Annotated in this window: 22 protein-coding genes and 2 pseudogenes; 15 read left to right on the top strand and 9 right to left on the bottom strand. The window is 67.4% G+C overall.

Annotation, left to right across the window (positions count from 1 at the left end):
* The first annotated feature begins 90 nt into the window (after positions 1-90).
* Positions 91-279 (top strand): antitoxin VbhA family protein, encoded by a 189-nt coding sequence (locus tag ABDJ40_RS00790; RefSeq protein ID WP_347604797.1) that lies wholly within the window; start codon positions 91-93, stop codon positions 277-279.
* Between the two features lie 254 nt (positions 280-533).
* On the top strand, positions 534-1,127 hold the full coding sequence (locus ABDJ40_RS00785) for a S1/P1 nuclease (RefSeq protein WP_347604794.1): 594 nt from the start codon (positions 534-536) through the stop codon (positions 1,125-1,127).
* 40 nt (positions 1,128-1,167) lie between these two features.
* On the opposite strand, the gene ABDJ40_RS00780 is transcribed toward ABDJ40_RS00785, so the two are convergent.
* Positions 1,168-2,409 (bottom strand): hypothetical protein, encoded by a 1,242-nt coding sequence (locus ABDJ40_RS00780; RefSeq protein WP_347604791.1) that lies wholly within the window; start codon positions 2,407-2,409, stop codon positions 1,168-1,170.
* A gap of 1,099 nt (positions 2,410-3,508) precedes the next feature.
* On the opposite strand from ABDJ40_RS00780, the gene ABDJ40_RS00775 reads away from it, so the two are divergent.
* The 3 genes and pseudogenes from ABDJ40_RS00775 to ABDJ40_RS00765 all read left to right on the top strand — a co-directional run.
* Complete coding sequence (locus tag ABDJ40_RS00775) at positions 3,509-4,111, top strand: hypothetical protein (protein ID WP_347604788.1); 603 nt, start codon at positions 3,509-3,511, stop codon at positions 4,109-4,111.
* Between the two features lie 350 nt (positions 4,112-4,461).
* A complete protein-coding gene (locus ABDJ40_RS00770) occupies positions 4,462-5,361 on the top strand; it encodes a tyrosine-type recombinase/integrase (RefSeq protein ID WP_347604785.1) in 900 nt (299 codons plus the stop codon).
* A gap of 6 nt (positions 5,362-5,367) precedes the next feature.
* Positions 5,368-6,075, top strand: a pseudogene (locus ABDJ40_RS00765) (IS91 family transposase); the annotation flags it as partial.
* Between the two features lie 356 nt (positions 6,076-6,431).
* Here ABDJ40_RS00765 and ABDJ40_RS00760 read toward each other — a convergent pair.
* Positions 6,432-7,202 carry a substrate-binding periplasmic protein gene (locus ABDJ40_RS00760; RefSeq protein WP_347604782.1) on the bottom strand — a complete coding sequence of 257 codons (771 nt, stop codon included), beginning with the start codon at positions 7,200-7,202 and terminating at the stop codon, positions 6,432-6,434.
* A 58-nt stretch (positions 7,203-7,260) separates the two neighbouring features.
* On the opposite strand from ABDJ40_RS00760, the pseudogene ABDJ40_RS00755 reads away from it, so the two are divergent.
* From ABDJ40_RS00755 to ABDJ40_RS00730, 6 genes and pseudogenes are all read left to right on the top strand, one after another.
* Positions 7,261-7,689, top strand: a pseudogene (locus ABDJ40_RS00755) (IS66 family transposase); the annotation flags it as partial.
* A 93-nt stretch (positions 7,690-7,782) separates the two neighbouring features.
* Positions 7,783-8,256, top strand: coding sequence for a DUF4431 domain-containing protein (locus tag ABDJ40_RS00750; RefSeq protein ID WP_347604780.1), 474 nt, complete (start codon positions 7,783-7,785; stop codon positions 8,254-8,256).
* Positions 8,257-8,924: 668 nt separating this feature from the next.
* A complete protein-coding gene (locus tag ABDJ40_RS00745) occupies positions 8,925-9,347 on the top strand; it encodes a magnesium chelatase subunit ChlI family protein (protein ID WP_347607316.1) in 423 nt (140 codons plus the stop codon).
* A gap of 183 nt (positions 9,348-9,530) precedes the next feature.
* A complete protein-coding gene (locus ABDJ40_RS00740; RefSeq protein WP_347604777.1) occupies positions 9,531-10,574 on the top strand; it encodes a Gfo/Idh/MocA family protein in 1,044 nt (347 codons plus the stop codon).
* 133 nt (positions 10,575-10,707) lie between these two features.
* A complete protein-coding gene (locus tag ABDJ40_RS00735) occupies positions 10,708-10,890 on the top strand; it encodes a hypothetical protein (protein WP_347604774.1) in 183 nt (60 codons plus the stop codon).
* 9 nt (positions 10,891-10,899) lie between these two features.
* Positions 10,900-11,721 carry an SPFH domain-containing protein gene (locus tag ABDJ40_RS00730; protein WP_347604771.1) on the top strand — a complete coding sequence of 274 codons (822 nt, stop codon included), beginning with the start codon at positions 10,900-10,902 and terminating at the stop codon, positions 11,719-11,721.
* Positions 11,722-11,805: 84 nt separating this feature from the next.
* Here ABDJ40_RS00730 and ABDJ40_RS00725 read toward each other — a convergent pair whose 3' ends face one another.
* Both ABDJ40_RS00725 and metH read right to left on the bottom strand, forming a co-directional pair.
* On the bottom strand, positions 11,806-12,414 hold the full coding sequence (locus tag ABDJ40_RS00725; RefSeq protein WP_347604768.1) for a glycine zipper 2TM domain-containing protein: 609 nt from the start codon (positions 12,412-12,414) through the stop codon (positions 11,806-11,808).
* Positions 12,415-12,547: 133 nt separating this feature from the next.
* Positions 12,548-15,421: a methionine synthase gene (gene metH / locus ABDJ40_RS00720; RefSeq protein WP_347604765.1), complete on the bottom strand. Its 2,874-nt coding sequence runs from the start codon at positions 15,419-15,421 to the stop codon at positions 12,548-12,550.
* A gap of 153 nt (positions 15,422-15,574) precedes the next feature.
* Between metH and ABDJ40_RS00715 the strand changes: the two genes are divergently transcribed.
* Positions 15,575-16,774 carry an HD-GYP domain-containing protein gene (locus tag ABDJ40_RS00715; protein ID WP_347604762.1) on the top strand — a complete coding sequence of 400 codons (1,200 nt, stop codon included), beginning with the start codon at positions 15,575-15,577 and terminating at the stop codon, positions 16,772-16,774.
* 47 nt (positions 16,775-16,821) lie between these two features.
* On the opposite strand, the gene ABDJ40_RS00710 is transcribed toward ABDJ40_RS00715, so the two are convergent.
* Both ABDJ40_RS00710 and ABDJ40_RS00705 read right to left on the bottom strand, forming a co-directional pair.
* Complete coding sequence (locus ABDJ40_RS00710; protein WP_347604759.1) at positions 16,822-17,127, bottom strand: hypothetical protein; 306 nt, start codon at positions 17,125-17,127, stop codon at positions 16,822-16,824.
* The gene (locus tag ABDJ40_RS00705; protein ID WP_347604756.1) at positions 17,124-18,182 is read right to left on the bottom strand and encodes a homocysteine S-methyltransferase family protein; all 1,059 of its coding nucleotides are present in this window, start codon (positions 18,180-18,182) and stop codon (positions 17,124-17,126) included. Before ABDJ40_RS00705 ends, ABDJ40_RS00710 begins: the two co-directional genes overlap by 4 nt.
* A gap of 186 nt (positions 18,183-18,368) precedes the next feature.
* Here ABDJ40_RS00705 and ABDJ40_RS00700 point away from each other — a divergent pair, with 186 nt between their 5' ends.
* The gene (locus ABDJ40_RS00700; protein ID WP_347604753.1) at positions 18,369-19,712 is read left to right on the top strand and encodes a hypothetical protein; all 1,344 of its coding nucleotides are present in this window, start codon (positions 18,369-18,371) and stop codon (positions 19,710-19,712) included.
* Positions 19,713-19,783: 71 nt separating this feature from the next.
* Here ABDJ40_RS00700 and ABDJ40_RS00695 read toward each other — a convergent pair whose 3' ends face one another.
* From ABDJ40_RS00695 to ABDJ40_RS00685, 3 genes are read right to left on the bottom strand one after another with little or no spacing between them, the layout of a single operon-like run.
* A complete protein-coding gene (locus ABDJ40_RS00695) occupies positions 19,784-20,425 on the bottom strand; it encodes a pyridoxamine 5'-phosphate oxidase family protein (protein ID WP_347604750.1) in 642 nt (213 codons plus the stop codon).
* Complete coding sequence (locus ABDJ40_RS00690; protein ID WP_347604747.1) at positions 20,425-21,393, bottom strand: nucleoside hydrolase; 969 nt, start codon at positions 21,391-21,393, stop codon at positions 20,425-20,427. The genes ABDJ40_RS00695 and ABDJ40_RS00690 overlap by 1 nt, the downstream gene beginning before the upstream one ends.
* Positions 21,390-22,478 carry a fumarylacetoacetate hydrolase family protein gene (locus ABDJ40_RS00685; protein WP_347604744.1) on the bottom strand — a complete coding sequence of 363 codons (1,089 nt, stop codon included), beginning with the start codon at positions 22,476-22,478 and terminating at the stop codon, positions 21,390-21,392. The genes ABDJ40_RS00690 and ABDJ40_RS00685 overlap by 4 nt, the downstream gene beginning before the upstream one ends.
* A gap of 35 nt (positions 22,479-22,513) precedes the next feature.
* On the opposite strand from ABDJ40_RS00685, the gene ABDJ40_RS00680 reads away from it, so the two are divergent.
* Both ABDJ40_RS00680 and ABDJ40_RS00675 read left to right on the top strand, forming a co-directional pair.
* Positions 22,514-23,524 carry a DUF3108 domain-containing protein gene (locus ABDJ40_RS00680; protein ID WP_347604741.1) on the top strand — a complete coding sequence of 337 codons (1,011 nt, stop codon included), beginning with the start codon at positions 22,514-22,516 and terminating at the stop codon, positions 23,522-23,524.
* Between the two features lie 151 nt (positions 23,525-23,675).
* Positions 23,676-23,957 (top strand): BTH_I0359 family protein, encoded by a 282-nt coding sequence (locus ABDJ40_RS00675; RefSeq protein ID WP_269632307.1) that lies wholly within the window; start codon positions 23,676-23,678, stop codon positions 23,955-23,957.
* Positions 23,958-24,073: the final 116 nt, after the last annotated feature.

The following is a 24,073-nucleotide window of genomic DNA, read 5'->3' as shown; positions in this document are numbered from 1 at the left end:
TGCTGAGTTGAGGCCACGGTGAGCAGCCGATCCGACACAGAAGTTGATCCGTCGTCCAGCGACACAAGGTCGGACGGTCGAAGCGTGGCGATGCGCCGCTGGCACCTCGAGCAAGCACTGGCGAGTACCCACCTAGAGGGGCATGTGCCCTCGGCGGATTTCCTCGCCGATTGCGAGGCGATGATCACTGGGCAACTCACTGCCGATGAGGTTCGTGTGCGCGTCATCCAGCGCGCGAAGGATGCTGACGCCAGCGCGATGGGCACGCCGCGAGAATGATCACTACAGCTGGCCCGTCGTACCTGAGGCCGGAACGACCGTGGGCTGACGTGCGAGATGCGGCAAAGCGGTGGTGGATCGGACGCTGCGCCGTGCGGCTGCTGGCTTGGGGCGCGCTTGCGGTCGCTGCCGGCTCGGTCTATGCCTGGGGTGCGGACGGGCATCGGATGATCGCCGATCTCGCCGAACAGCGTCTTGACTAGTCGACTCGAACTGAGGTGATGTGACTGCTGGCGCTGGAGCCTGGCGCCACCATGAGATCGGTGGCGACCTGGGCGGATGACATCAAGGGCGGATCAACAGCTCGATGGCACTTTGTCAGTCTTCCAGATGACTGCAGCTACGTTCCCGAACGAGACTGCCCCGGCGATGCGTGCGTTGTGGAAGCGATCAAGCGTCAGGCCAGCGTGCTTTCAGGCCAGGCGCCGGACGAAGAGAAGCTGAAGGCCCTGAAGTACCTCATTCACTTGGTAGCCGACGTGCACCAGCCCCTTCACGCAGGGCGCGCGTCGGACAAGGGCGGGAACCTGCACCAGCTTCGCGCCTTCGGGCGTGGGACGAACTTGCATGCGCTCTGGGACAGCCTGCTGATCAAGCATCGACCAGGCGGGATCGACGCACTACGCGCTAGCGTGGAGGCGCGGCTACCTTCATCTTCAGATCACCAAGCCTCGCCGGAGGCCTGGGCCATCGAGTCCTGCCAAGTGAGTCGGACCCCGGACTTTGTGCCTACTGACCGGGATTTGGCTCCCAGCTACATTACTACGTTCGATGTAGTCCTGTGTGAGCGCATTGCGCAAGCTGCCTCGCGTCTGGCCTGGCTGCTCACCGCAGCACTGCGTCAGTAGGGGAAGCAAGCCTGGCCTCTGCGGCAACGCTTTCGAGCGCTCAGGCCCAAGCTTGAACTTCGCGATCCACGAGTGCCTGGCGGGCGGAACGATCTGGCTGGCGGGCTCCCAGCCGCCGCGCTTCGACCTGCTCGGTCGAGAAGGCCTGCTTCGCTTGATCGCTCATGACGTCGTTCAGGAGCAGTTGAAACTCGCGGTCATTGACCCGGCCGGCGTTCAGGCTGTGCCGACCGTCGTCGATCAGGAGCAGGCGGATCGGGTTGAGCCTCAGAAGGTCACGCCACCTGGCATCGAACGAGACGAAGTAGGGGACGAAAAAGGAGCCGAGTTGCGATTGCCTTGTCGTGTCCTGGAGGGCGCGCAAATGGGTCATATCCCAGGCCATGCCGCGCGACGCGTGGACGATCTTGTGAGACGGATTAATCAGCGGGCCGAAAAACGGCGCGACATCCTTCTCGCGTATGCCGCTCCAAATGAGAGTTAGTTCAGTGGCGGGAAAGCTGCCGAGTTCGAAGAGGCTGAAGTCCACAAGGTCGCGCATGACGGCTCGCCGATCCCGTGCGTGTGCCTTCCATAAGGATGCGAATCGCAGAAGCAGGGCCTGCGTTCCCAGCGCTATTGCTTCCTGACGCAGCACGTGCACGTCCAGTTTCAGGCTGGCAAGGAAAGACTCTTCTGCAGGCTGCAGGCGCTCGCGAAGGCTGTCGACGCTGGCGTCGAACAGCAACTGAGTTGGGTCATCGCGGAAAGCTTTCCAGTCCAGATGGTCGAGCATCCGAAAGGCGATCAGCGTGTCGAGTGGCCGTAGATTCTTCGGGTCATCCCTGGTGAGCCGCGTGTTCTCGAGGAGGAATGGCATGACATCGAACTGCACGCGAGGATTGATGGCCTTCAGACGAAGAACCTCGATCACCCGCGCCTGCTCGACGGGATCGATGTTCTTGCCCAGCACGAGGCACTTCAGCTTCTCGGCGAAATTCGAATCGAAACAGAGCGAGTAGTCGATGAGGACATTGGATTGCCCGCCTGAAATCCTTTGCTGGATCGCTGTGTGTCGCGACATCAATCGCGCTCGCGGGCCTTCGAAGATCGGGATGACGTACTCGCAGGACTGAATCCCCAAGCCCAGATTCAGATCCACGGCTCCGGGATCGTCCGTGCAAGCCAGGAACCGCAAGTCCAGACACTCCAACGCCCGATGCTGCTGGATAGCCTGAATCTGCTCGTCGTCTCCGTTCAGGAGCGCCTCGTAGAGGGCGTCGATCACTGGCCTGTCTTTCATCTCTTCCTCATGGGCTCCTCGGGGGTTGGAGCCATCTTCTCTTGGAATTAGTGTCTCGGAGAAGCCGGGCAGGTCACTCCCATCCAGCATTGCGGTGCGACAGCCGCCCCGCCGACAGTCAATTCGGGGCCAAGGTGTAACAGTTGACAGTACGAATGGCTCCGCCGCACCCATAGCATTCGCGCCGCCATCTGCGGGAGTGGAGGGCTAGTCAGTGACCAAAGAGGTGGCCACGGACTTGAACACGAATCAAAAACGAACGGAGGATAGTGATGCGTCAAAGTCTTTTCAGCCTCAACACCAGATCCGGCCTGATTGCCGTCTGCACAGCAATCGCCTTTTCCTTTGTCCCTCAGCTTGCCAAAGCAGAAGGCACTGCCGAGGATCCAGTGCAACTGCCGCCGTCCGAGAACAACGGCAAATCGACCGGCGGTGGGGGTAGCGGCGGTGGCATCATCGGAGGGGGCGGCGGGACAGGACCGGGTTGCGGCCGTAGCTGCCCTACTCCAACGCCGCGTGGCCCAGGCGCACCGGACCCCAGCCCGTCGGATCCGCGGGCTGATGCGGCAGCAGATGTTGCAAAGGGATTGACCTTCCCTTGCCCAAAAGACGGTGAAGTTTCGGGGGTGTACATGGCTCGGGCTATGCAGTTTTGCGTCGGTAAAGTGAAGACCGCCTTCAATCCTGTGGCAACGACTGGCGTCGCTACTGCCGCCTGCAACGGGGTACAGTCAAAAATGGGGTTGACTTGGAGCCGCGTGGAAGAGTGTTCGAATTGAATTTCAGAACCGTCGTCTGGAGCGCGACTTGTGTGGCGGCGGTCGGTGCGACCGCCATTTGGCTTCACGGGCGTACTTCCGTTTCGGAGACCGTTGCCGCAGCCCCAAAGCTCCAAGTCGCGGGCTCAATAACCTCCGAGCAGGCTCCCTCTCTCGCACCTCAAACGCCACGGGTGGTCGATAGTCCTAAGCCCCCAATGTCTCACCAGTCGGCTGCTTCAACACCTGCACTTGCAATGCAGGAGCGGCCCATACTAGGACGACCACTGGCAGAGATCTACGCAGAGGCACTCACCGCGCGAGATCCAAAAGATAGGGCCTTGGCATTTCAATTGGCCTCGTTCTGCCTTGGAGCCGACAGCTACCGCCAGCCGGTTGAAGTAGGCGATGTGATAAGCAATCCTGCAGGCAGCGGCCAGGACCCTGAACGCTTGAAGGCGGAGGTCAATGACGCGCGCGCACGATTGCTTCGGGAATGTGCCACCGTGGATACCGGGGCATGGATGGAGGGCTTCCGCAAGCTTCCGATGCCCAGACTTGACCGGACTCGAATTGACATGGAAGGGGGCGTTGCCGTTTCGCGCCCACAGGCGCATTTCCAGGCAATGACTCAGGTGCTGTCTATGCCCGAGGCCTATCCCGTGCCGTTCAGCCTATGGCTGGAGAATGATTTGCGCCCGCTGCTTGCGCGCGAGTTCCAGGCCAGCGCACGGCAGGCCTATTGGGTCCAGGACGCATTGATTAAAACCTTTCTCAAAGATCCTGGTATGGAAATTTGGGTGCGTAGTCAGCGCTGCGCCATCGCCTACGCATGCGACAGCAATGCCACCATGAGCGCTGAAGAATTGCAGCGCGCCCAAGCCTTGGCCCAGTTGATCGAACAGCGGATCCGCCGGCAGCAATGGGCACAGCTGCGCCAGTGAGGATCAGGCCATCGCCGCTAGGTCGCTGCAAGATCAACTGGCATCCCAGCAGCGATTGCAGTCCTCCCAGGCGCCATTCCCTCAGCGGCAAGTCCTACCGCGCGCCTGAAGCGCCCCGCAGCAGTCCGCTGGGCTCCCTGAGGAGCACTGAGGTGTCGAAGAGCGGTCGTCGGTGAACCTCCACAATCGGCCTGAGCCTGACCTCAGGTTGCCAATGGCGGCAATGCAGCGGAGGACTAAACCGCTCTCGCGGTAGCCGCTTCGGCCAGGCTCGCTGCCGCTCGTAGCCACATTCCTGCCACCGTTGAGCAGCGAGGAATTCCGCCTCGCTCTTCAACAGGAGCAGGATCATGAAGCCATCGTCCGAAGCTGTTTCACCGCTGCGCCAGCGCATGGTCGAAGACATGCGCATGCGCAAGCTTGAACCCAAGACGCGCACCGCCTACCTCCGCGCCGTGCGCAAGCTGGCCACCTTCCTCCAGCGCTCGCCCGACACCGCCACCGTCGAGGACCTGCGCCGCTTCCAGCTCTACCTGGTCGATCAGGGCACCTCGCCCATCACGCTCAACGCCACCATCACCGGCTTGAAGTTCTTCTTCGACATCACCCTGGGGCGCGGCGAACTGATGGCCAGGATGCAGACCGTGCGCGTGCCGCAGAAGCTGCCCGTCGTGCTCAGCCGCGACGAGGTCGCGCGCCTGATCGCAGCCGCGCCGAACCCCAAGAGTCAGACGGCCCTGTCCGTCGCCTATGCCACCGGGCTGCGCGTCAGCGAGGTGGTCGCGCTCAAGGTCACCGACATCGACAGCCAGCGCATGACGCTGCGGGTCGAGCAGGGCAAGGGCGGCAAGGATCGCTACGCCATGCCCTCGCCCGTGCTGCTGGAGCGCCTGCGTGCCTGGTGGCGACTGGCCCATGCCCAGGGCAAGATGCTGCCGGGCGGCTGGCTGTTCCCCGGCATGAACCCGGTGGAGCCGTTGACCGCGCGCCAGCTCAACCGCGCCGTCCACATCGCCGCCCAGACCGCCAGGATCGACAAGCGCGTGACCATGCACACGCTGCGCCACAGCTTCGCCACGCACCTGCTGGAGCAGAAGGTCGACATCCGCGTGATCCAGGTGATGCTGGGCCACAAGAAGCTGGAGACCACCTCGATCTACACACACGTGGCCACGGAGATCCTGCGCGAGGTGGTCAATCCGTTGGAGGCGGTGCAGCCGGCACATTCAGTGCACCCCTCGGCCCCATAGCGCGCCGTGGCGCACTCCGCCCTGGAGGTCGCCGACATCTTCCGCACCCACGGTCCTGCCTGGCGAGCCTCTCAGCGCGGCCACCTGAGCCTGGGCCAGCTCAAGGTCATGTCGGCCATTGAACAGTGCCGCAGCGCGGCACTGGGGGGCCATGTCTTGCGCTGCGAGGGCTGCGGCACCGACCAGGTGAGCTACAACTCCTGCCGCAACCGGCATTGCCCCAAGTGCCAGAGCCCCGCGGCCCAGCGCTGGCTCGATGCCCGGCAGGCCGACCTGCTGCCGGTCGAGTATTTCCACGTGGTCTTCACGCTGCCCGCACCGATTGCCGACCTGGCCTATCAGAACAAGGCCGCGATCTATGGCCTGCTGTTCGACATGGCGGCCGAGGTGCTGCTGACCATTGCCGGCGATGCCAAGCACCTGGGCGCACGCATCGGTGCCACGCTGGTGCTGCACACCTGGGGCTCGGCGCTGACGCACCATCCGCACGTGCACGGCATCGTGCCGGGCGGAGGGCTGGCACCCGACGGCAAGACCTGGGTCGCCTGCCGGCCGGGGTTCTTCCTGCCTGTGCGGGTGCTCTCGCGCCTGTTCCGGCGGCGCTTGCTCGAAGGACTGGAGCACTTGCATCGCCAGGGGCAGCTGCGGTTCTTCGGCGAGCAGGCGGACCTGCAGGACGTCCGGGCCTTTGCCGAGTGGCTGATGCCGCTGCGGCCTTCAGCCTGAAGCCGTAGTCGCACCGCGACCGGCTGCTTTGTAGCGTAAGCTGTCGGTCATTGGGAATCCGACGACTGGCCACACTCTGTCAACAACTGTCTGGCGCGAGGTCGTTGTTGTCATCGTTGCGCTTCTGATTTCGTTGGCTTCAACGTAGCCGCGACCCTGGGAAGGGTTGTGCGGGTCTACAGCAACCCTTCGAGCGTTCGCGCATGCGCGGCGGCCGAATCGTGAATCGGGACGCTGGCGCAGCGGGTGAATGCCAAGTCAAAGGCTTCCGCGCCACCACTGGCATGTCTCCAGCCGAGCGACTTCATCGAAGCAACCGAGCGCGACCGGGTCCGAGGTCTGCGCTATTCGACACGCCGCGGCGCCATGAGGCGCCACTTCTCGAGGTACTTGCCAAGCAAGCGCTCTGTGGTTCCGTCTGCCTCATAGGCGCGCAGCTTGTCGGACACCTGCTCGGCCAAGGCCCTGCAAGGCGAGCTGCGCACGAAGCCGTGGTGCACCGGGCCCTGGTTGAGCACTGGCGTTAGCGCCACGATGGACGCGTCCTGGCCCTTGCCTGCGAGATAAGCGCGGCCGGCGAAATAGCTCGTGACGAAGTAGTCGCCGCGCCGGCGGACCAAGTTCGCGAACCCATCCTCCATGCTGTTGCTTGTGACCACGGTCAGCTTGTCGCGCAGGAATTCGTCAAATCCTTCGCCGAAGCGGTCGCCGCGCGCGACCAGGCCGCCGCGGCCGATCAGGTCGTTCCAGCCGCTGTATTCGAAGCGCTGATCGGCGCGCACGAACACCGCCATCGGATTGGCAGAGAAGCGCGCCGCGGTGAATTGAAGGAATGCCTCGCGCTCAGGTGTGATTTTGAGCGCGGGAATCAGATCAATCTGCCCGGTCTCGGCCGCCCGCAGTACCCGGCTCCAAGGGCCCAGATAACGCGCTTCCGCGCTGACGCCGAGCTCCTTGAAGATGCGCTGCGTCAGCTCGATACTGGCCCCTTGCAGGACGCCGCGATCGGACCAATGGAAGGGCGGGTAATTCGGGTTCGCCGAGAACACCAGATGCGTGCAGTCCGCCGCCTGGACTTGGCCGAGAAAGCAAGCGGCAAGCAAAAGGAATCGCATGAGCGGGTTCGATCGAAGTCCTCTTTCGTAATAATACAGGCCGTGTGGCGAAGCGCGCGCGGCACCTGTCGCGCAGGCTCTGCACAAGTGGTTGCTGGAGTTCCGGCCGAAGGTGCCCGATGGCTCGGCGACCGCAAAGGCCATGGACTACAGCCTCAACCGCTGGGCCGCGCTGACGCGCTACCTCGGCGACCCCGCGCTGCCCATCGACAACAATTTCAACGAACAGCAGATCAGGCCCTCGGCCACCGGGCGGAAGAACTGGCTCTTCGCCGGGACGCTGCTCGCCGGGCAGCGCGCCTCGGCCATCATGAGCTTGATACAAACGGCCAAGCTCAACGGGCACGACCCCTATTCGTACCTCTGCGACGTGTTGCGGCGGCTCCCAACCCAGCGGGCCTCTGAGGTTCATGAGCTGTTGCCAAATCGTTGGGTCCAGCGCCAACCGCTCACCCCAGATGAACGGAAGTTTTCTTCCGCCGCGTGAAGACCTTCACCCGCGAAGTGCACTGTGAATTTATTGTCAGCCGTGCATCATCACCGAGCGGTTCTCGCACTGACAGTGAAACCTTCAAGCCATATGAACATCTTTGTCCGGAACCCATTCAGCCGCCGCCGCTTCGCTGGCCTGGCGCTCGCTCTTTGTGTCGTCCCTGCTGCGCTCGCGGCAACGCCCGATGCAAGTGAACTTTCCAGTTCTTGCCTTAGCTATGACAGCACTTCAACCAAGTTGATTGGAACGCTGCTTAGCCGACCGTACTACGGCCCGCCGAACTACGGAGAGACCCCCTCTACGGATAGCCGCGAGCGTGCTTTCCTTTTGCTCTTGGATGCACCGATCTGCGTGACAGCATCGGCGCATCCTGAGAAGGACAACAATTCGTTCGAACGCGACCAGATCGTCGTGCATTTGGCTCCCTCACACGTCAAGCCCAAGGAGGTAGCAAGGATGCTTGGCCGTCAAGTGACCGCTACGGGCCAGCTGTACCACGCCTTCACAGGACATCATCGAACACCGGTGCTTCTCGACGTGTACGGCATAGAAGCTCGATAGCCGACGCAAGAGGCTAGAACGAGTCGTTCTGTGGTCGCAGCGCGCATGCGGTCATGGCAGCACGCACGAATGTCGCTCCGTCCCGCTGGTCGAAGTCAACATGACATGCCTGTCCGCTTACGGTGAACCAGCCGTCAAGGCGGTTGAGCTGCGGAAGGCCTCGTCTGCCCGTAGTGAATTTCTGCTGCAGGCGGACTCGAACTGGCGCTATCGAAGGTGTAGCGGACAGACGCGCCGCTGTCAGTCGAATGGTCGGTACCGATCGCAGCCGCCACGCAGGCCGCCGAACGCGAATGACTCTGACCAGCCTTGAGGAGACGGTCGCCCATCGGTCAGTGTGGGAGCAAGCGAAACGGTGCTCACCGGCATTGGACTTGTTGATCACGACGCTATATGAAGTACCCGTCAGCCCCAGCATGCGCAACTCGTCCTCGACAATGGAATTCGGGCCACGATCGCATCGAGGGTCGGTACGCCACGGCGATGGTGATTCACTGGCGGGCCGATCCTAGCGATCCGAGCCAAACGGTCCTACCGTTCCGCGTTTCGTCATCTTTGAAATGAGTGCGGTGCAAAGTCGACATGCCTGCAACTCGCGACCGGCTTGCTTTGCGAAGATGGCGATCATCACTTTGAATTCCTTGGCAAAGCGAGGTCAGGAAGTTTGAATTCCTACATCGGACCAGGTCGCCCGCTACCAGGGCCGTCTCAGCGGCCCCCTGCTGGATCGCATCGACATGATGGTGGAGGTGCCCGGCCTCCCGCCAGAGCTCCTCGCCGCCGCCCCGGATGGCGACGACACGGCCACCGTGGCGCAGCCCGTGCAGCAGGCCCGCGAGCGCCAGCGCGCGCGCCAGGACTGCGTCAACGCCCAGCTGAGCCCGCCCCAGCTGGACCGCCACGCCCGGGCTGACCCGGCCGCCCAGGCCCTGCTGGAGCGCAGCATCGCCGCCCTGGGCTGGTCCGCCCGGGCCCAGCACCGGCTGCTGCGGGTGGCGCGCAGCATTGCCGACCTGGCCGGCGACGACGCGATCCAGAAAGCGCATGTGGCCGAGGCGGTGCAGCTGCGGCGAGCGCTGGTGAGGCAATGAGCCGTCCCAGGCGGCAGCAAGCCCGACGCCACGGCACGGCACTCCCTCATGAATCCCTCATGAAACCCACTTGAAACCGGTCCACGGCGGGCCAGGGCCACAATGCCCGCGCTCAATGACTCGACGGGGCTGGGCACCGGGCCTGCGCCCGCCCTTCGCCCCGCCCCTCCCCCCCCGCTGCTCATGAAGACTTTCAACTGGGCCCTCATCGGCCCCGGCAAGATCGCCCGGCGCTTTGCCCACGCCCTGAGCGCCCTGCCCGGCAGCCGGCTGGCCGCCGTCCATGGCCGCGACGCGCAACGGGCGACCGCCTTTTCGAGGCAATGCCAGGACCAGTGGCCCGACCCGGCCGGCGCCCCCCGCGTCAGCACGGACCTGGCCGCGCTGCTGGCGGATCCGGCCATCGACGCGGTCTATGTCGCCACGCCGCATGCCCAGCATGGCGAGCCGGTGCGCGCGGCCCTGCGGGCCGGCAAGCCCGTGCTGTGCGAAAAGCCCCTGGTGCCGCACCGCGCCGAGGGCGAGGCCCTGGTGGCACTGGCACGCGAGCGCGGCGTCTTCCTGATGGAGGCAGTCTGGACGCGCTTCCTGCCGGCCTACGAGGTGCTGAGCGGCTGGCTGCGCGAGCAGGCCATCGGGCCCTTGCGCGCCATCGAATCGAGCTTCTGCTTTCCCGCCCCGTTTGACCCGCACAGCCGCCTCTTCGATCCGGCCCTGGCCGGCGGCGCCCTGCTGGACATCGGCATCTACAACCTCACCGCCACGCGCTGGGTGCTGGAGCAGGCCCTGGGCCATGTCCCCGAACTCCAGCAGCTGGATGTGCAGGGCCGGCTGGCGCCCACGGGCGTGGACCTGCGGGTGCAGGGCCTGCTGGGCTTCGAGGGCGGCATCTCGGCGCAGTTCCTCTGCGGTCTGGACGCCAGCTCGCCCAATGCGCTGACGATCCTGGGCGAGCGCGGCTCCATCAGCCTGCCGCGCAACTTCTGGGAGAGCCAGCAGCTGGTCCTGCGGCCCCACGGCCAGGCAGAGCAGCTCGTCGACGCGCCCTGGCGCATCAACGGCTTTGAGGGCGAGATCGAGGAGGCGCAGGCCTGCATCCGCGCCGGTCTCGTCGAGAGCCCGCGCATGCGGCATGGCGAGTCCCTGGCCATCCTCGGCTGGATGGACCGCATCCGCGCCCGGCTGGGCGTGCGCTATCCCTTCGAACAGGACGCGCCCCTGCCCTGAGCACCGGAAGGGGGCTGTGGTGGAGGCCCGACAGCCCCGGCGGCCCGCGGCACGATGAAGTCCGGCAGCGTCACGGGCTTGTGGAATGATGCGCGCGGAAACACAGACAAACCAAACCGCGAGGGACATCGCCATGAGCCTGCTGCGTGCGTGGCTGGTACTGCTGATGCTGTGGCTGGCCTGCCTGGGCCTGCTGATCTGGCTGCGATCGCTGAACCGGCGCCAGGCCATCGCCTGGCTGCAGTGGCTGCGCTGGGCGGCCGTCGGTGCCGTGCTGGCGGGCGTCCTGGCCGCCGCGATGATTCATTTCTTCTGAGAGGGACCCATGAGCACACCCAAGACCACCATCCGCCCCGCCACCCTGGCCCTGCTGCTGGCCGCCCTGACCCTGGGCGCCTGCACCCGCATCGAGACCGGTGAGGTCGGTCTGCGCGTGGGCATTGACAAGCAGATCAGCGGCGCCGAGCTCATGCCCGGCAGCTTCAACCAGACCCTGTTCGGGGATGTGCTGACCTTCCCGGTGCGCGACATCGCCGTCGTCCTGGACAACAAGAACCCGCTCACCGCCGACAACAGCACGCTCAAGGACTTCGACCTGACCCTGGTCTACTCCATCAGCCCCAGCAGCGTGTCCGACCTCTGGAGCACCAAGAGCCGCAGCTTCCACACCTTCAACAAGGAGGAGCGCGACTGGATCCTGATGCACAGCTACATGACCACGGTGGCCAACAACGCCGCCTACAAGGCCGTGCGCGAGTACAAGGCGCTGTCGGTGGCGGACAACCGCCAGAAGATCGAGCAGGAGATCAAGCGCATCGTCACCGAGACCCTGGCCTCGGAGAAGCTGGACCAGGCCCTGACCGTGAGCCTGGTGCAGGTGCGCAATGTGATGCCGGCGGACGACATCATCGCCTCGGCCAATGCCGTGGTCACCGCGCAGAACGCGCTGCGGGCCAAGGAGATCGAGGTGGAGACGGCCAAGAAGGAGGCCGAGCGCATTGCCGCGCTCAACGCCAACAGCAAGGCCATCGAGTACATGAACGCGCAGGCCCAGCTGAAGATCGCCGAGGGCATCGCCGCCGGCAAGGTGAACACCATCGTCGTGCCCTATGACTTCAAGGGCATCGTGAACGCCAACAGCCGCTGAGCGGCCGGCTGGCTCAGGCGCTGAGCCAGGCACCAAGACAAAGGCGGCCCGCAGGCCGCCTTTGCCGTTGAGGGGCAGGCAGGATCAGCGCTCGCGGCGCTCGATGCGGCCGTCCCGCACCACGACCACGTCACCGGCGCGCAGGCCGGGGTCCTGGCCCTGCTCCAGGCGCTGCGTGCTGCCGTCGGCATGGCTCAGGCGCACGACCCAGACGCGGTGCGACTTCTGGCGCTTCTCGATCTCGTTGCCGGCATAGCCGCCCGCCACGGCCCCGCCGATGGTGGCGATCTTCTTGCCGGTGCCGCCGCCCACCTGGTTGCCCAGCAGGCCGCCCAGCACGGCGCCACCCACGGCTCCGATGCCGCTGGCCTTGCCCTGCCGGGTTTCCTCATGGACCTCGACCACACGGGCGCATTCGGCGCACAGCGCGGGGCTGGCCGAGGCCGAGGGGCCGGCCGGACGGCCGGGCTCGCTGCCCTTGGCCGCGGGGCCGCCATTGCGGGTGTCGGCCGCCGCCTGCTTCAGCGGCACCTGCGGGCTGGCCCCGGCATCGGCGTCCACCGCGGGCGCGGCCACCGGCGTGGGAGCCGCCGCTGGAGACGAGGCCCGGCCCACGGCGAAGGCGCCGGCCAGGAGGACGCCGGCACCCAGCACGCCGGCAATGATTTGACTGGAGGAGAAAGGTATTTTCATTGGTGCTCCGCGAGCCACGCCACAAAAGGGACGGACTGCCATCCAAGAATGCCACGCGACCCGATTCGGCCGACAGCCGAACCGGTCACAGTTGTAAGAGAGCGTTCCGCGCCCGGACGCGCCGGGCCCGGACTCAGCCCAGCAGCGGCGCCAGCGCGCGCTGGGCGGTGGCCTCGTCCAGGGCGCAGCGGGCCGCCCAGTCCTTCAGCTGGTCCTCGCCGATGCGGCCGACGTTGAAGTAGCTGGCCTCGGGGTGGGCAAAGTAGAAGCCGCTGACGCTGGCGGCCGGCGTCATGGCCATGGACTCGGTCAGGCCCATGCCGATGGCCTCGGGGTCCAGTACGCGGAACAGCTCGCGCTTGACCAGGTGGTCCGGGCAGGCCGGATAGCCCGGCGCCGGGCGGATGCCGCGGTACTGCTCGGCGATGAGGGCCTCGTTGTCCAGCTGCTCGCCGCTGGCATAGCCCCAGAACTCGGTGCGCACGCGCTGGTGCAGGCGCTCGGCCAGGGCCTCGGCCAGGCGGTCGGCCAGGGCCTTGAGCATGATGGCGGAGTAGTCGTCGTGGTCGGCCAGGAACTGCGCTTCCTTCTTGTCGCAGCCGATGCCGGCGGTGACGGCGAACAGGCCCACGTAGTCCGGCACCGTGCCCTTCGGCGCGATGAAATCGGCCAGGCAGCGGTTGGGCCGCATCACGCCATCGACCACCGGCCGCTCCGACTGCATGCGCAGGCCGCGCCAGGTCATCAGCACCTCGCTGCGGGATTCGTCGCGGTAGATCTCGATGTCGTCGTCATTCACCTGCGCGGCGGGGTAGAGGCCGAAGACGGCATTGGCGGTGAGCCAGCGGCCGTCGATGAGGCGCTGCAGCATGCGCTTGCCGTCGCTGAACACACGCTGGGCCTCGCTGCCCACGACCTCGTCCTTGAGGATGGCGGGGAAGGCGCCGGCCAGGTCCCAGGTCTGGAAGAAGGGACCCCAGTCGATGCAGGCGGCCAGCTCGGCGAGGTCGACATTGCGCAGCTCGCGGCGGCCCAGGAACTTGGGCACCGGCGGCGTGTAGGCGTCGAAGTCCAGGCGCTGCTTGTTGGCGCGGGCCTGGGCCAGGCTCACCAGGGGCGTCTGCTTCTTGTTGGCATGCAGGTCGCGGACCTTGTCGTAGTCGGCCTTGAGCTCGTCGATGAAGCGGGTGGCGCGCTCGTCGGACAGCAGGTCCGAGCACACGCCCACCGAGCGCGAGGCATCGGGCACATAGACCACCGGGCCCTCGTAGTGCGGCGAGATCTTCACCGCCGTGTGCACGCGGCTGCAGGTGGCGCCGCCGATCAGCAGGGGGATCTTCTTCATGCGGAAGTAGTCGTCACGCTGCATCTCGGCGGCCACGTGCTGCATCTCCTCGAGGCTCGGCGTGATCAGGCCGGAGAGGCCGATGATGTCCGCCCCTTCGACCTTGGCGCGGGCGAGGATGTCCTGGCAGGGCACCATCACGCCCATGTTCACCACCTCGAAGTTGTTGCACTGCAGGACCACGGTGACGATGTTCTTGCCGATGTCGTGCACATCGCCCTTCACGGTGGCGATGACGATCTTGCCCTTGGGCTTGACGTCCCCCCCGGAGGCGGCCAGCTGGCGCTTCTCTTCCTCGATGTAGGGCACGAGGTGGGCCACCGCCTGCTTCATCACACGGGCGCTCTTGACCACCTGGGGCAGGAACATCTTGCCCTGTCCGAAGAGGTCGCCCACGATGTTCATGCCGGCCATCAGCGGGCCCTCGATCACATGCAGGGGCCGGCCACCGCTGGCGCGGATGGCCTGCCAGCATTCCTCGGTGTCTTCAGTGATGAAGTCGGTGATGCCATGCACCAGGGCGTGCGAGAGGCGCTCGTTGACATTGCCGGCGCGCCAGGCCAGGCGGGCGCTGTCGTCCTTGGCGGCACCCTTGGCACTCTCGGCGACCTCGATCAGGCGCTCGCCGGCGTCCGGGCGGCGGTTCAGCACCACGTCCTCCACGCGCTCGCGCAGCACCGGCTCGAGGTCGTCGTAGACGCCCACCATGCCGGCGTTGACGATGCCCATGTCCATGCCCGCCTGGATGGCGTGGTAGAGGAAGACGGTGTGGATGGCCTCGCGCACAGGGTCGTTGCCGCGGAAGCTGAAGGACACGTTGGACACCCCGCCCGAGACCTTCGCGCCCGGCAGGTTGGCCTTGATCCAGCGCGTGGCCTCGATGAAGTCCACGGCGTAGTTGTCGTGCTCCTCGATGCCGGTGGCGATGGCGAAGATGTTGGGGTCGAAGATGATGTCCTCGGGCGCGAAGCCGACCTCGTCCACGAGGACGCGGTAGGCGCGCTGGCAGATCTCGGTCTTGCGCTGGAAGGTGTCGGCCTGGCCTTTTTCGTCGAAGGCCATCACCACGGCCGCAGCGCCGTAGCGGCGCACCAGGGTGGCCTGGCGCTTGAACTCGGCCTCGCCTTCCTTCAGCGAGATGGAGTTGACGATGCCCTTGCCCTGGATGCACTTCAGGCCGGCCTCGATCACCTCCCACTTGGAGGAGTCGATCATGATGGGCACGCGCGCGATCTCGGGCTCGGAGGCGATGAGGTTGAGGAAGCGCACCATGGCGGCCTTGCTGTCCAGCATGGCCTCGTCCATGTTGATGTCGATGATCTGCGCGCCGTTCTCCACCTGCTGGCGGGCCACGGACAGCGCGTCCTCGTAGCGGCCCTCCAGGATCATGCGGGCGAAGGCCTTGGAGCCGGTGACGTTGGTCCGCTCGCCCACGTTGACGAACAGCGTGCCCTGGCCGATCTCCACGGGCTCCAGGCCCGAGAGCTTCATGGGCTGGACGATGGTGCTGGCGGTGGTGGACATGGGGACCTCGGCGATGCGAAAGCTGCAGGCGATGCTGCAGGGCGGCCGGGCGCAGGACTCACCTCGGCCACCAGGGATTGGGGACTCGGTGAGCGTCGTTGGCAGGGGGGCTCCGCTTCTCGGGGGAGGGCGGGCCACCGGGTTCGAGCCTGGCGCTGACCGGCGGGCTGCCGGTCGGGGCGTCGCAACGCTCCTCGAACGTGCCGGATTTTACGCACTCGCAGGGTTTACGCGCGGCTTTCCCGTCCTGGCTCAAGACCATACTGCGCCGCGCCGAAATAATTCCTGATCGTGGAACTCGTCCCTCTTCCTCCCCACAGCCTGCGCATCGGCCAGGTGCTGACCTTCTCTGTGCGTGACGCCGAGGGCAAGCTGCTGTTCGCCGCCGGCCAGACCCTGCAGAACACCCCCCAGGTCCAGGCCCTGATCCAGCGCGGCGCCTGGGTTCTGGCCCATGAAACCAAGGAATATCAGAAGGCCCTGGTCCACAAGATGGACACCCTGATGATGCAGGGCGCCTCGCTGGCCAATATCGTGAAGGTGGAGGCGGACTACCGCGCCGAACGCAACCCGCGCGCCGTCGCCGAACTCACGGAGCCGGCCTTCTGGACCGATCTGCACCTGCACGCCCACAGCCTGCTCAAGGACCCGCGCGAAGACTTCCTTGGCCGATTGGAAACGCTGCGCGAGGAGGCCCTGCAGCGATTCCGCCAGCGGCCGGACGCCGTGCTGACCCTGCTGGTCCACGATGCGAGCCAGGATTTCCAGCGCTACAGCGCCCGCCATGCCGTGCTGTGCCTGCTGGTCGCGGACCTCGTGGCGCGCCAGCTGGGCTGGGCGGAGGAAGGCACGCGGGCGCTGCACAACGCGGCGCTGACGATGAACCTCAGCACCACGCTGCTGCAGGACCGGCTGGCAGCTCAGGAAGACCGGCCCAGCGAGCGCCAGCGCGCGGAGCTCCTCGACCACGGTGACCGCAGCGCCCAGCTGCTGCGCCAGCTGGGCGTTCAGGAGGAGCTCTGGCTGGGCGCCGTGCGTCTGCACCACGAGGCCGGCCCCGGCCCCCTGGCCGGGCGCGTGGCCGTGGCCCAGTTGGCGCGCCTGCTGCGCCGCATCGACATCTTCGGCGCCCGCCTGAGCCCGCGCCGCACCCGCAAGGCCCTGTCCGGCGCCGCCGCGGTGCGCGCCATCTACCTGGACGAACTCCAGCAGCCCGACGAGGCCGGCGCTGCCGTGATCAAGGCCGTGGGGCTCTACCCGCCGGGCAGCCTCGTGCGCCTGGCCAATGGCGAGCAGGGCATCGTGGTGCGGCGGGGCCACAGCGCCACCGAGCCCCTGGTGGCGGCACTGATCGGCAAGAGCGGCGCGCCCTTGAGCGGCCCTGTGCCGCGGGACACCCGGCTGCAGACGCAGGCCGTCGCTGCCAGCCTGGCGCCGCATGAGCTCAAGCTCGTGATCAACATGGAAAAGCTGCTCAAGACCGCCGGTTGAGCCGTCGCCCCCGAGGGCGCACGGTGCCGGGCCGCGATGCCGGGACCTCAGTGCTGGCGCAGGGGGTCACGGGCGGCCAGCAGGGCCTCGTCGAGCTCGCCCTGGAGCCGGGCCTGCTCATCAAGCAGGTCCTGCAGGCGGGACCACGCCAGGGCGCGCTCCTGGACGGCCAGCTTCGCCTCGTCGGCGGCAGGCGCCTGCTGCAGACGCAGGCGCAGCGGGCGGACTTCCTCGGCGATCGCCTGCAGGCGCTGCTTCAGGGGCTTCAGGCCCTCTGCCACCGGCAGGAACCCTTCGGCCTGGGCGGCAACACCCAGGCCCGCCAGCAGACAGCTCAGGAGCAGGCGCCTCATGCCGCGACCAGCTCGCTGAAGAGCTTGTGCCCGCAGGCCCGCGGCTGGTAGGCCGAGACCTTGGCCGCGATGGCCGCGATGTGCTCGGGCGTGGTGCCGCAGCAGCCACCCGCGATGTTGAGGAAGCCGGCTTGGGCAAACTCGGCCATGAGGCGACCGGTGACGTCCGGCGTCTCGTCGAAGCCCGTGTCGCTCATCGGGTTGGGCAGGCCGGCATTGGGATAGCAGCTGATCGCAGTCTCGGGCGCGGCCTTGGCCAGCTCCTCGATATAGGGCCGCATCAGCGTGGCGCCCAGGGCGCAGTTGAGACCGATGGCCAGGGGCTTGGCATGGCGCACCGAGTGCCAGAAGGCGGTCACCGTCTGGCCGGAGAGGATGCGGCCCGAGGCGTCGGTCACGGTGCCGGAGATGATCACCGGCAGGCGCTCGCCCGTGGCTTCCATCAGCTCGTCCAGGGCGAAGAGCGCGGCCTTGGCATTGAGCGTGTCGAAGATGGTCTCGACCAGGAAGAGGTCCACGCCGCCCTCCAGCAGCCCGCGGGCCTGCTCGTAGTAGGCGGCACGCAGGGTGTCGAAGTCGACATTGCGGGCGCCGGGGTCGTTCACGTCGGGGCTGATGGAGGCGGTGCGCGGCGTCGGGCCCAGGGCGCCCGCGGCGAAGCGGGGCTTGTCGGGCGTGCTGTACTTGTCGCAGGCGGCGCGGGCCAGGCGGGCGGCGGCCACGTTCATCTCATAGGCGAAGTCCTGCAGGCCGTAGTCCTCCTGGGCCACCGAGGTGGTGCCGAAGGTGTTGGTCTCGATGATGTCCGAGCCGGCGGCCAGGTACTTCTCGTGGATCTCGCTGATGACGTCCGGGCGGGTCAGCACCAGCAGGTCGTTGTTGCCCTTGAGGTCCTTGGGATGGTCGGCGAAGCGCGTGCCGCGGAAATCGGCCTCGGTGAGCTTGTAGCGCTGGATCATGGTGCCCATCGCCCCGTCCAGGATCACGATGCGTTGCTTCAGCAGGGCCGGCAGGGCGCTGCCACGGGTGTAGCGGGGGGCGGTGGGGGCGTTCATGGCCCTGATTGTAGGAAGACCGGCACGCCCTGACGATGGACACGGACATGCGGACCGCGCGGCGCCCCCCTCCCGGGGGAAGGGAGCGAAACGAACGACGTGCCAGAATCGCGCCGCCGCGCAAGGCGGCGCACAACTTCAGAACATCAGTGAAAGAGCCTCGAGATGAGGCTGGGAGGGATCAGAATGGCAAGGTTTGAGTCCGCCTACCGTCAGGTGGGCCTGCTGTCGCTGGGCGTCGTCGCGGCGTTGCTAACCGCGTGTGGCGGAGGGGGTGGCGGCACCGGGGATATGGGCGGCACCCCCACCGGTCCGGTCGTTGCAAGCCAGGCCGGGCCCGTCGCGGTGACGTTGCCCGCCTATGGCGGCTACGCCTACTGGATGGCCTACCAGGACGGCGACGGCCCCTGGCAGGTGGCGGCGCGGAGCAACGGCGGCTTCAGCTTCCAGGTCAAGGACAAGGCCGGCAAGTACGCCGTGATGCTGGTCGCTGAATCCAACTCGCCGAACACCTCGGACATGCCACCCGAGGTGATGGCCTTTCACCTGACGCGGGCGGAGACCGCCACCATCGACCTGAGCCGACGCAATGACCCGGGCCGCATGGACTACACGGCCGTGCGGTTCACCCAACAGGGTGCCCCGGCGTCGGGCACATGCGCGGTGGCTCTAGGCTCCCTGGCCCCCTCGCCTGGCAGCTGCGACACCCTCAACCAGTCGCGTTACAGCGTGCCCAAGGACCGGATGGACGCCTTTGCGGTGCACCTGAATGCCAGCGGCGCAGCCGATTCGCTGGTGATCCAGCGCGACCTGGACATGCGGTCCATCACAGAGGTGAACTTCGACTTCGCGAAGGCCATCGCGCTGCCCGCTCCGAGCCAGACCAGCACGTTGACCGACTACACGCCCGTCGCTGGCGAGACCTTGGCCGTGGGCGCCACCCTGAACTCCCCCAGCGCGAGCATCCGTCTGGCGGCGGACAGCCAGACTTCGCTGTCCTACCCGCTGGTGCCGGCCGGCGTGCTCGGCAGCAACGACAGCTACAGGGTGTCGGCGACCGCCCGCCTGGTCCAGGGCAATGTCACGGCCCGTCGCTCGGCCAGCTATGTCTCTGTCAGCGGCGCGGTGCAGCCCCTGAAGCTGCCGACTTACGCCAACCCGCTGGCGCTGGGTGCCGCTCCCAACGGCTCCGGTCCTCGCCCGACCCTGACCTGGACGCCAGTGGCGGGCAGCACCCTGACCAACGTCTACGCCTGGGAGAAGAGCGGCATCGGCCCCACCCTCGACTACACCTTCTCCGCCGGCTGGATCGGTGGCGCACGCACGGTCAGCTATACGTCGCCGGAACTTGCAGGACTGGGATGGAAGCCCAGCTGGAACCTGAGGCGGCAGACGGCGATGGTGGTCTACTACACCGAGAACTTCACCAACCGGGCCACGCCGGCTTACTTTGCCGGCATGCCCCCTGAAAAAGTCGAGGACCACAGCGACTGGTTCTCGCAGATCCGCACGGAAGTGCCGATCCCCTGAGCCACCGGGCGGCCGCGGCGCGGCCCGGCACGGCACTGCGGCACGCCAGCCCGGCGCCGGGGCGCCGCGCTTCAGTAAAGTGTCCGGGCCTGCCGTTCCTGCAGCGCCGCGTCGTAAGCCCGCCCATCGAAGCTGGCTTCCAGGGTCTGCAGGATCTCGCCCGGCGAGGGCAGCTCGCTGCGGTCGCGCTGCACCGCCGGGTCCCACAGCCGCGAGCGCTTGATGGCACGGGCGCACTGGAAGAACACCAGGTTCACGGTGATCACCAGCACCGTGGCGGGCCGCTTGCCATCCACCACGAAGCGCTCGAGCAGCGCGGGTGAGGCGCTGATGCGGGCCTCGCCATTGACGCGCAGCACCTCGGGCACGCCGGGGATCAGGAACTGCAGCGCCACCTGCGGGTCGTGCAGGATGTTGCGCAGGCTGTCGATGCGGTCATTGCCGCGGCGATCGGGCAGGAGCAGGGTCCTGGCGTCCGCCACCTGCACGAAGCCGGGGGCGTCGCCGCGCGGCGAGGTGTCCAGCCCCTGCGGCCCGCGCGTGGCCAGCACCACGAAGGGCGCGGCCTCGATGTAGCGGCGGTACAGCGGATGGACCTCGCGGCATTCCTTGAAGATCGAGGCCGGTGTGGGCGTGCGCTCGTAGTGCGCGCGCAGGGTGGCGGCATCGCGCACATCGTGCGAGTCGTCGAGCCAGATTGGGTCCGCCATCATCAGGCCTTCTCCAGGTGACGGGCCAGGCGGCCCAGGCGTTCGGTGATGAGATCGAAGAGGCCCTGGGCGTCCACCTCGCCCAGCACCAGCGCATTGCGCGGCCGCTCGGTCACGCCCCACCAGTCGATCACGCTCATGCCCAGGGTCAGCGGGCTCTGGGTCTCGATCTCGACATTGCAGGTCCGGCCTCGGAACAGCTCGGGCTTGATCAGCCAGGCGATCACGCAGGGGTCGTGCAGAGGGCCGCCCTGCTGGCCGTACTTCTGCTCGTCAAACCGCTCAGCAAAGGCCAGCCAACCCGCCACCGCCGGCCCGATGCGCCCGCCCAGGGCCCGGATTGCCGCGATACGCGCCGGGCTGGTCAGGGCCTGGTGCGTGCAGTCCAGCGGCACCATGGTGAGGGGCACGCCGCTGCCGAAGACCACGGCCGCCGCATGCGGATCGACATAGCAGTTGAACTCGGCGGCCGGCGTGATGTTGCCGCCCTCGAAGCAGCCCCCGCCCATCAGCACGATGCGGCCGATGCGCTGCGCCAGCGCGGGCTCCTTCTGCAGGGCCAGGGCGATGTTGGTCAGCGGGCCCAGCGGGCACAGGGTGACGCTGCCGGCAGGGCGCTCCATCACGCTGCGGATGATGACGTCCACGCTGTGCTCGGCCTGCAGCGGCATGGTGGGCGCAGGCAGCTCATGGCCATCCAGCCCGGTCTTGCCGTGCACGTGCTCGGCCGTGACCAGGGGGCGCAGCAGCGGGCGGTCCGCGCCGGCATGCACGGGCAGGTCCGGACGGCCCGCCAGCTCGCACACCATGCGGGCATTGCGGCTGGTCAGGGCCAGGGGCACGTTGCCGGCCACGGTGCTGATGGCCAGCACCTCCAGCTCGGGGCTGGCCAGGGCCAGCAGGATGGCGATGGCATCGTCCTGGCCCGGGTCGGTGTCGATGACGATGGCCTGGCGGCCGGCGCTGCTCATTCCGCCACCTCCTGGCCCGGTTCGGTGCCCGGTTCGGTGCCCGGCTCAGCGGATTCGAGCTCGGCCGCCGCCTCGGGCTCAGGCTCCGCCTGCGGGGCCGCCGCAGCGTCCTGGGGATCGGGATCGCTCAGGTTCAGCACGTCGAGGTCGATGGCACCGAAGACGCTCTGGCCGTCCGCGCCCTTGAGGTCCACGCGCAGGCTGTCGCCCCACTTCATGAAGCCGGTCTGCACGCCGCCCTTCTCGTCGGCCTCGAGGGTCCGGCGGTGACTGAGGCTGGCGCAGCCCTGGCGCGGCCGGGCCGGGCCCAGTGGGCCGCTGGCCACCAGCACGCTGCCGCGCAGGGGCTTGAGGCGGGCGGCCTGGGCGATGAGATCGCCAAAGCCGAATCGCAGCCCGGCGCCGAGGTCGATGGGGCCGAACTTGCGGCCGTTCAGCAGGGACTGCAGGCTGCCCTTGAGACGGCCCTCGCGCCAGGCCTCGCCCAGCTCGTCCGGCGTCACCAGCACAGGCGCCAGCGTGCAGGCCAGCTGGCTCAGCTGCTGAGCCAGGCCGGCCTCCCGCTCGCGCAGGGCCAGCTGCTGCAGGGTCCAGTCGCAGGACAGGCCCAGCAGGCGCACCGCCTCCAGGGCCTGCTCAGGGCTCGCGCTCTGGGCGAGATCCGCACACACGACGAACAGGCCGGGCTGGAAGTCCAGGCCCAGGGCCTCGTTGGGCAGGCGCACCGGCTCGGTGGGACCCTGCAGGGACTCCGCCGGGCCGCGCAGCAGCACGGGCTCCGAGGCTGCCTCCCGGCCTTGCAGCAGGGCCTGCAACTCGGCGTAGGCATTGCCCTGCAGCAGGGCCCGCGGGCGCGGCAGGGGCGCCATGCAGCGCACCGGCTCGAAGGCGAAGGCATGGCGGGCCTTGCCATGGTTCAAGGTGAGGAAGAGGTCTTCCAGCTGTGGCGCGAGAAAATTCCAGTCGTCCAGCACCTGCTGCAGACGCGAGGCGATGCCGTTGGCGTAGTGCGCCTGGCTCAGGTCCCGGGAGACGACCACGAGCTGGCCATCGCGGGATCCGTCTCGGTAGGTGGCTAGTTTCATCGTGGGTGACACTCCTGCATGCACCGCATTGTCCAATGAGCCGAGCCTCTCCTGCGCCCCGCCCCGCCCACCGCCTGGCCCCCCGGCCCGGGCGGGGCCTGGCCGCGGCCGTGGGCCTGGCCCTGCTGGCCCACGCCTGGCTGCTGACGAGCTGGCCGGCCCAGGAGCCGCCGGCCCTGCACAGCGCGCCGGTGCTGCTGAGCCTGCGCGAGGCGGCCCGGCCCGCCGTGAGGGTACCGCCGCAGGCCGCCGCGCCGGCCGAAGCTCCGAAGCCCAGGAGCCCGGAGCGTCCCGCGGCGGAGCCGGCGCCCGCGGCAACGCAAGCCCTCGCGGCGCCAGCCCTGCCCGCTTCGGCGCCCGAAGACGCCGCGGACGCCGCCATGACGGCCCAGGACCTGGCCGCCCTGCCGCCGCAGGGCGAGGGCCTCTGGCGCTACCGCCTGCGCCAGGCCGGCGTCGAAGGCCAGGCCTGGCTGCACTGGCAGTCCCAAGGGGAGGACTACGCCCTGCAGCTGCGCCGCCAGCTGCCCGGCCATCCCCTGCCCGGCTGGCGCAGCGAAGGTCGCCGCGATGCCCTGGGCCTGGCGCCGCTGCGCTTCGCGGTGCTGCGCGGCACGCGCGAGATGCAAGCGCTCAATTTCCGACGGGAGCAGGGCGTGATCAGCTACTCCGCCAGCACCGAGCTGCAGCCCCTGGCGCCGGCCACGCAGGACCGCCTGTCCTGGTGGCTGCAGCTGCCCGCCCTGCTGCAGGCCTGGCAGATCCAGCACGGCGCGCCGCTGCCGGGGCAGCGCTTCGAGATGCCCGTGGCCCTGATCCGCGGCGGCCTGCACCGCTGGCAGTTCAGCGTGCTGGGCCAGGAGGGCGGACTGTGGCATCTGCAGCGCGGCGGCCTGGGCCCGCACGACACCCGCCTCGATGTGTGGCTGGATCCCGCCCGCCAGTACCTGCCCGTGCGACTGCACCAGCAGATTGGCGAGGAGGAAGGTTGGGAAATGGAGCTGCAGGACGAGCTCGCCAGCCCCGGGGCGCGCCCGGCCGTGTGATTTGTGACGCGCCTGCCACAAATAAAAGACCCGCCATCCGCCGATCAGCCAGGCTTTCTGCCACTATTTGATCGCGGTCGAGGCCGTTAGCAGGCCGGTTCCCCTTGAAACCGGTCCTGCCGACCGCAGTTGCTGGTCACAGGAGTCCATCATGCACATGCTCTACAACTCCCCCAGTTTCATCGTGGTGCAGTTCGACGTGCCCGTCGAGCAGCTGCGTCATGACGGCCGTGAGCTTCCCGCCCTGCAGCGGGGAGGCTTCGAGATCGTCGACAAGTTCTCCCGCAAGGAGATCTTCATCGAGGGCGCCCTGGCCCAGCAGTTCCAGGAAGGCGTGGAAGCCCTCATCGAACAGGAGCCCAGCGAGGAAGAGCTGGACGACTTCATCGAGCGCTACGCCAACATGGGCCAGCAGCCCGTGGTCATGCACTGAGGCACCGCGTGCCGCCGCGGGGCTTGATCATCGCGTCACGGCCCCGTTCCCCTGGCGTCTTTTGCGAGAGAGTTCACGAAACCAGACCCCGAACGGGACTTGTCCTTCCGCCTTCC

The organism is Roseateles flavus (genome assembly GCF_039872765.1).
Taxonomy (GTDB): Bacteria; Pseudomonadota; Gammaproteobacteria; order Burkholderiales; family Burkholderiaceae_C; genus Roseateles_B; species Roseateles_B flavus.
The sequence above is the reverse complement of the archived record's forward strand: the minus strand, read 5'-3'. Positions and strand labels throughout refer to the sequence as shown.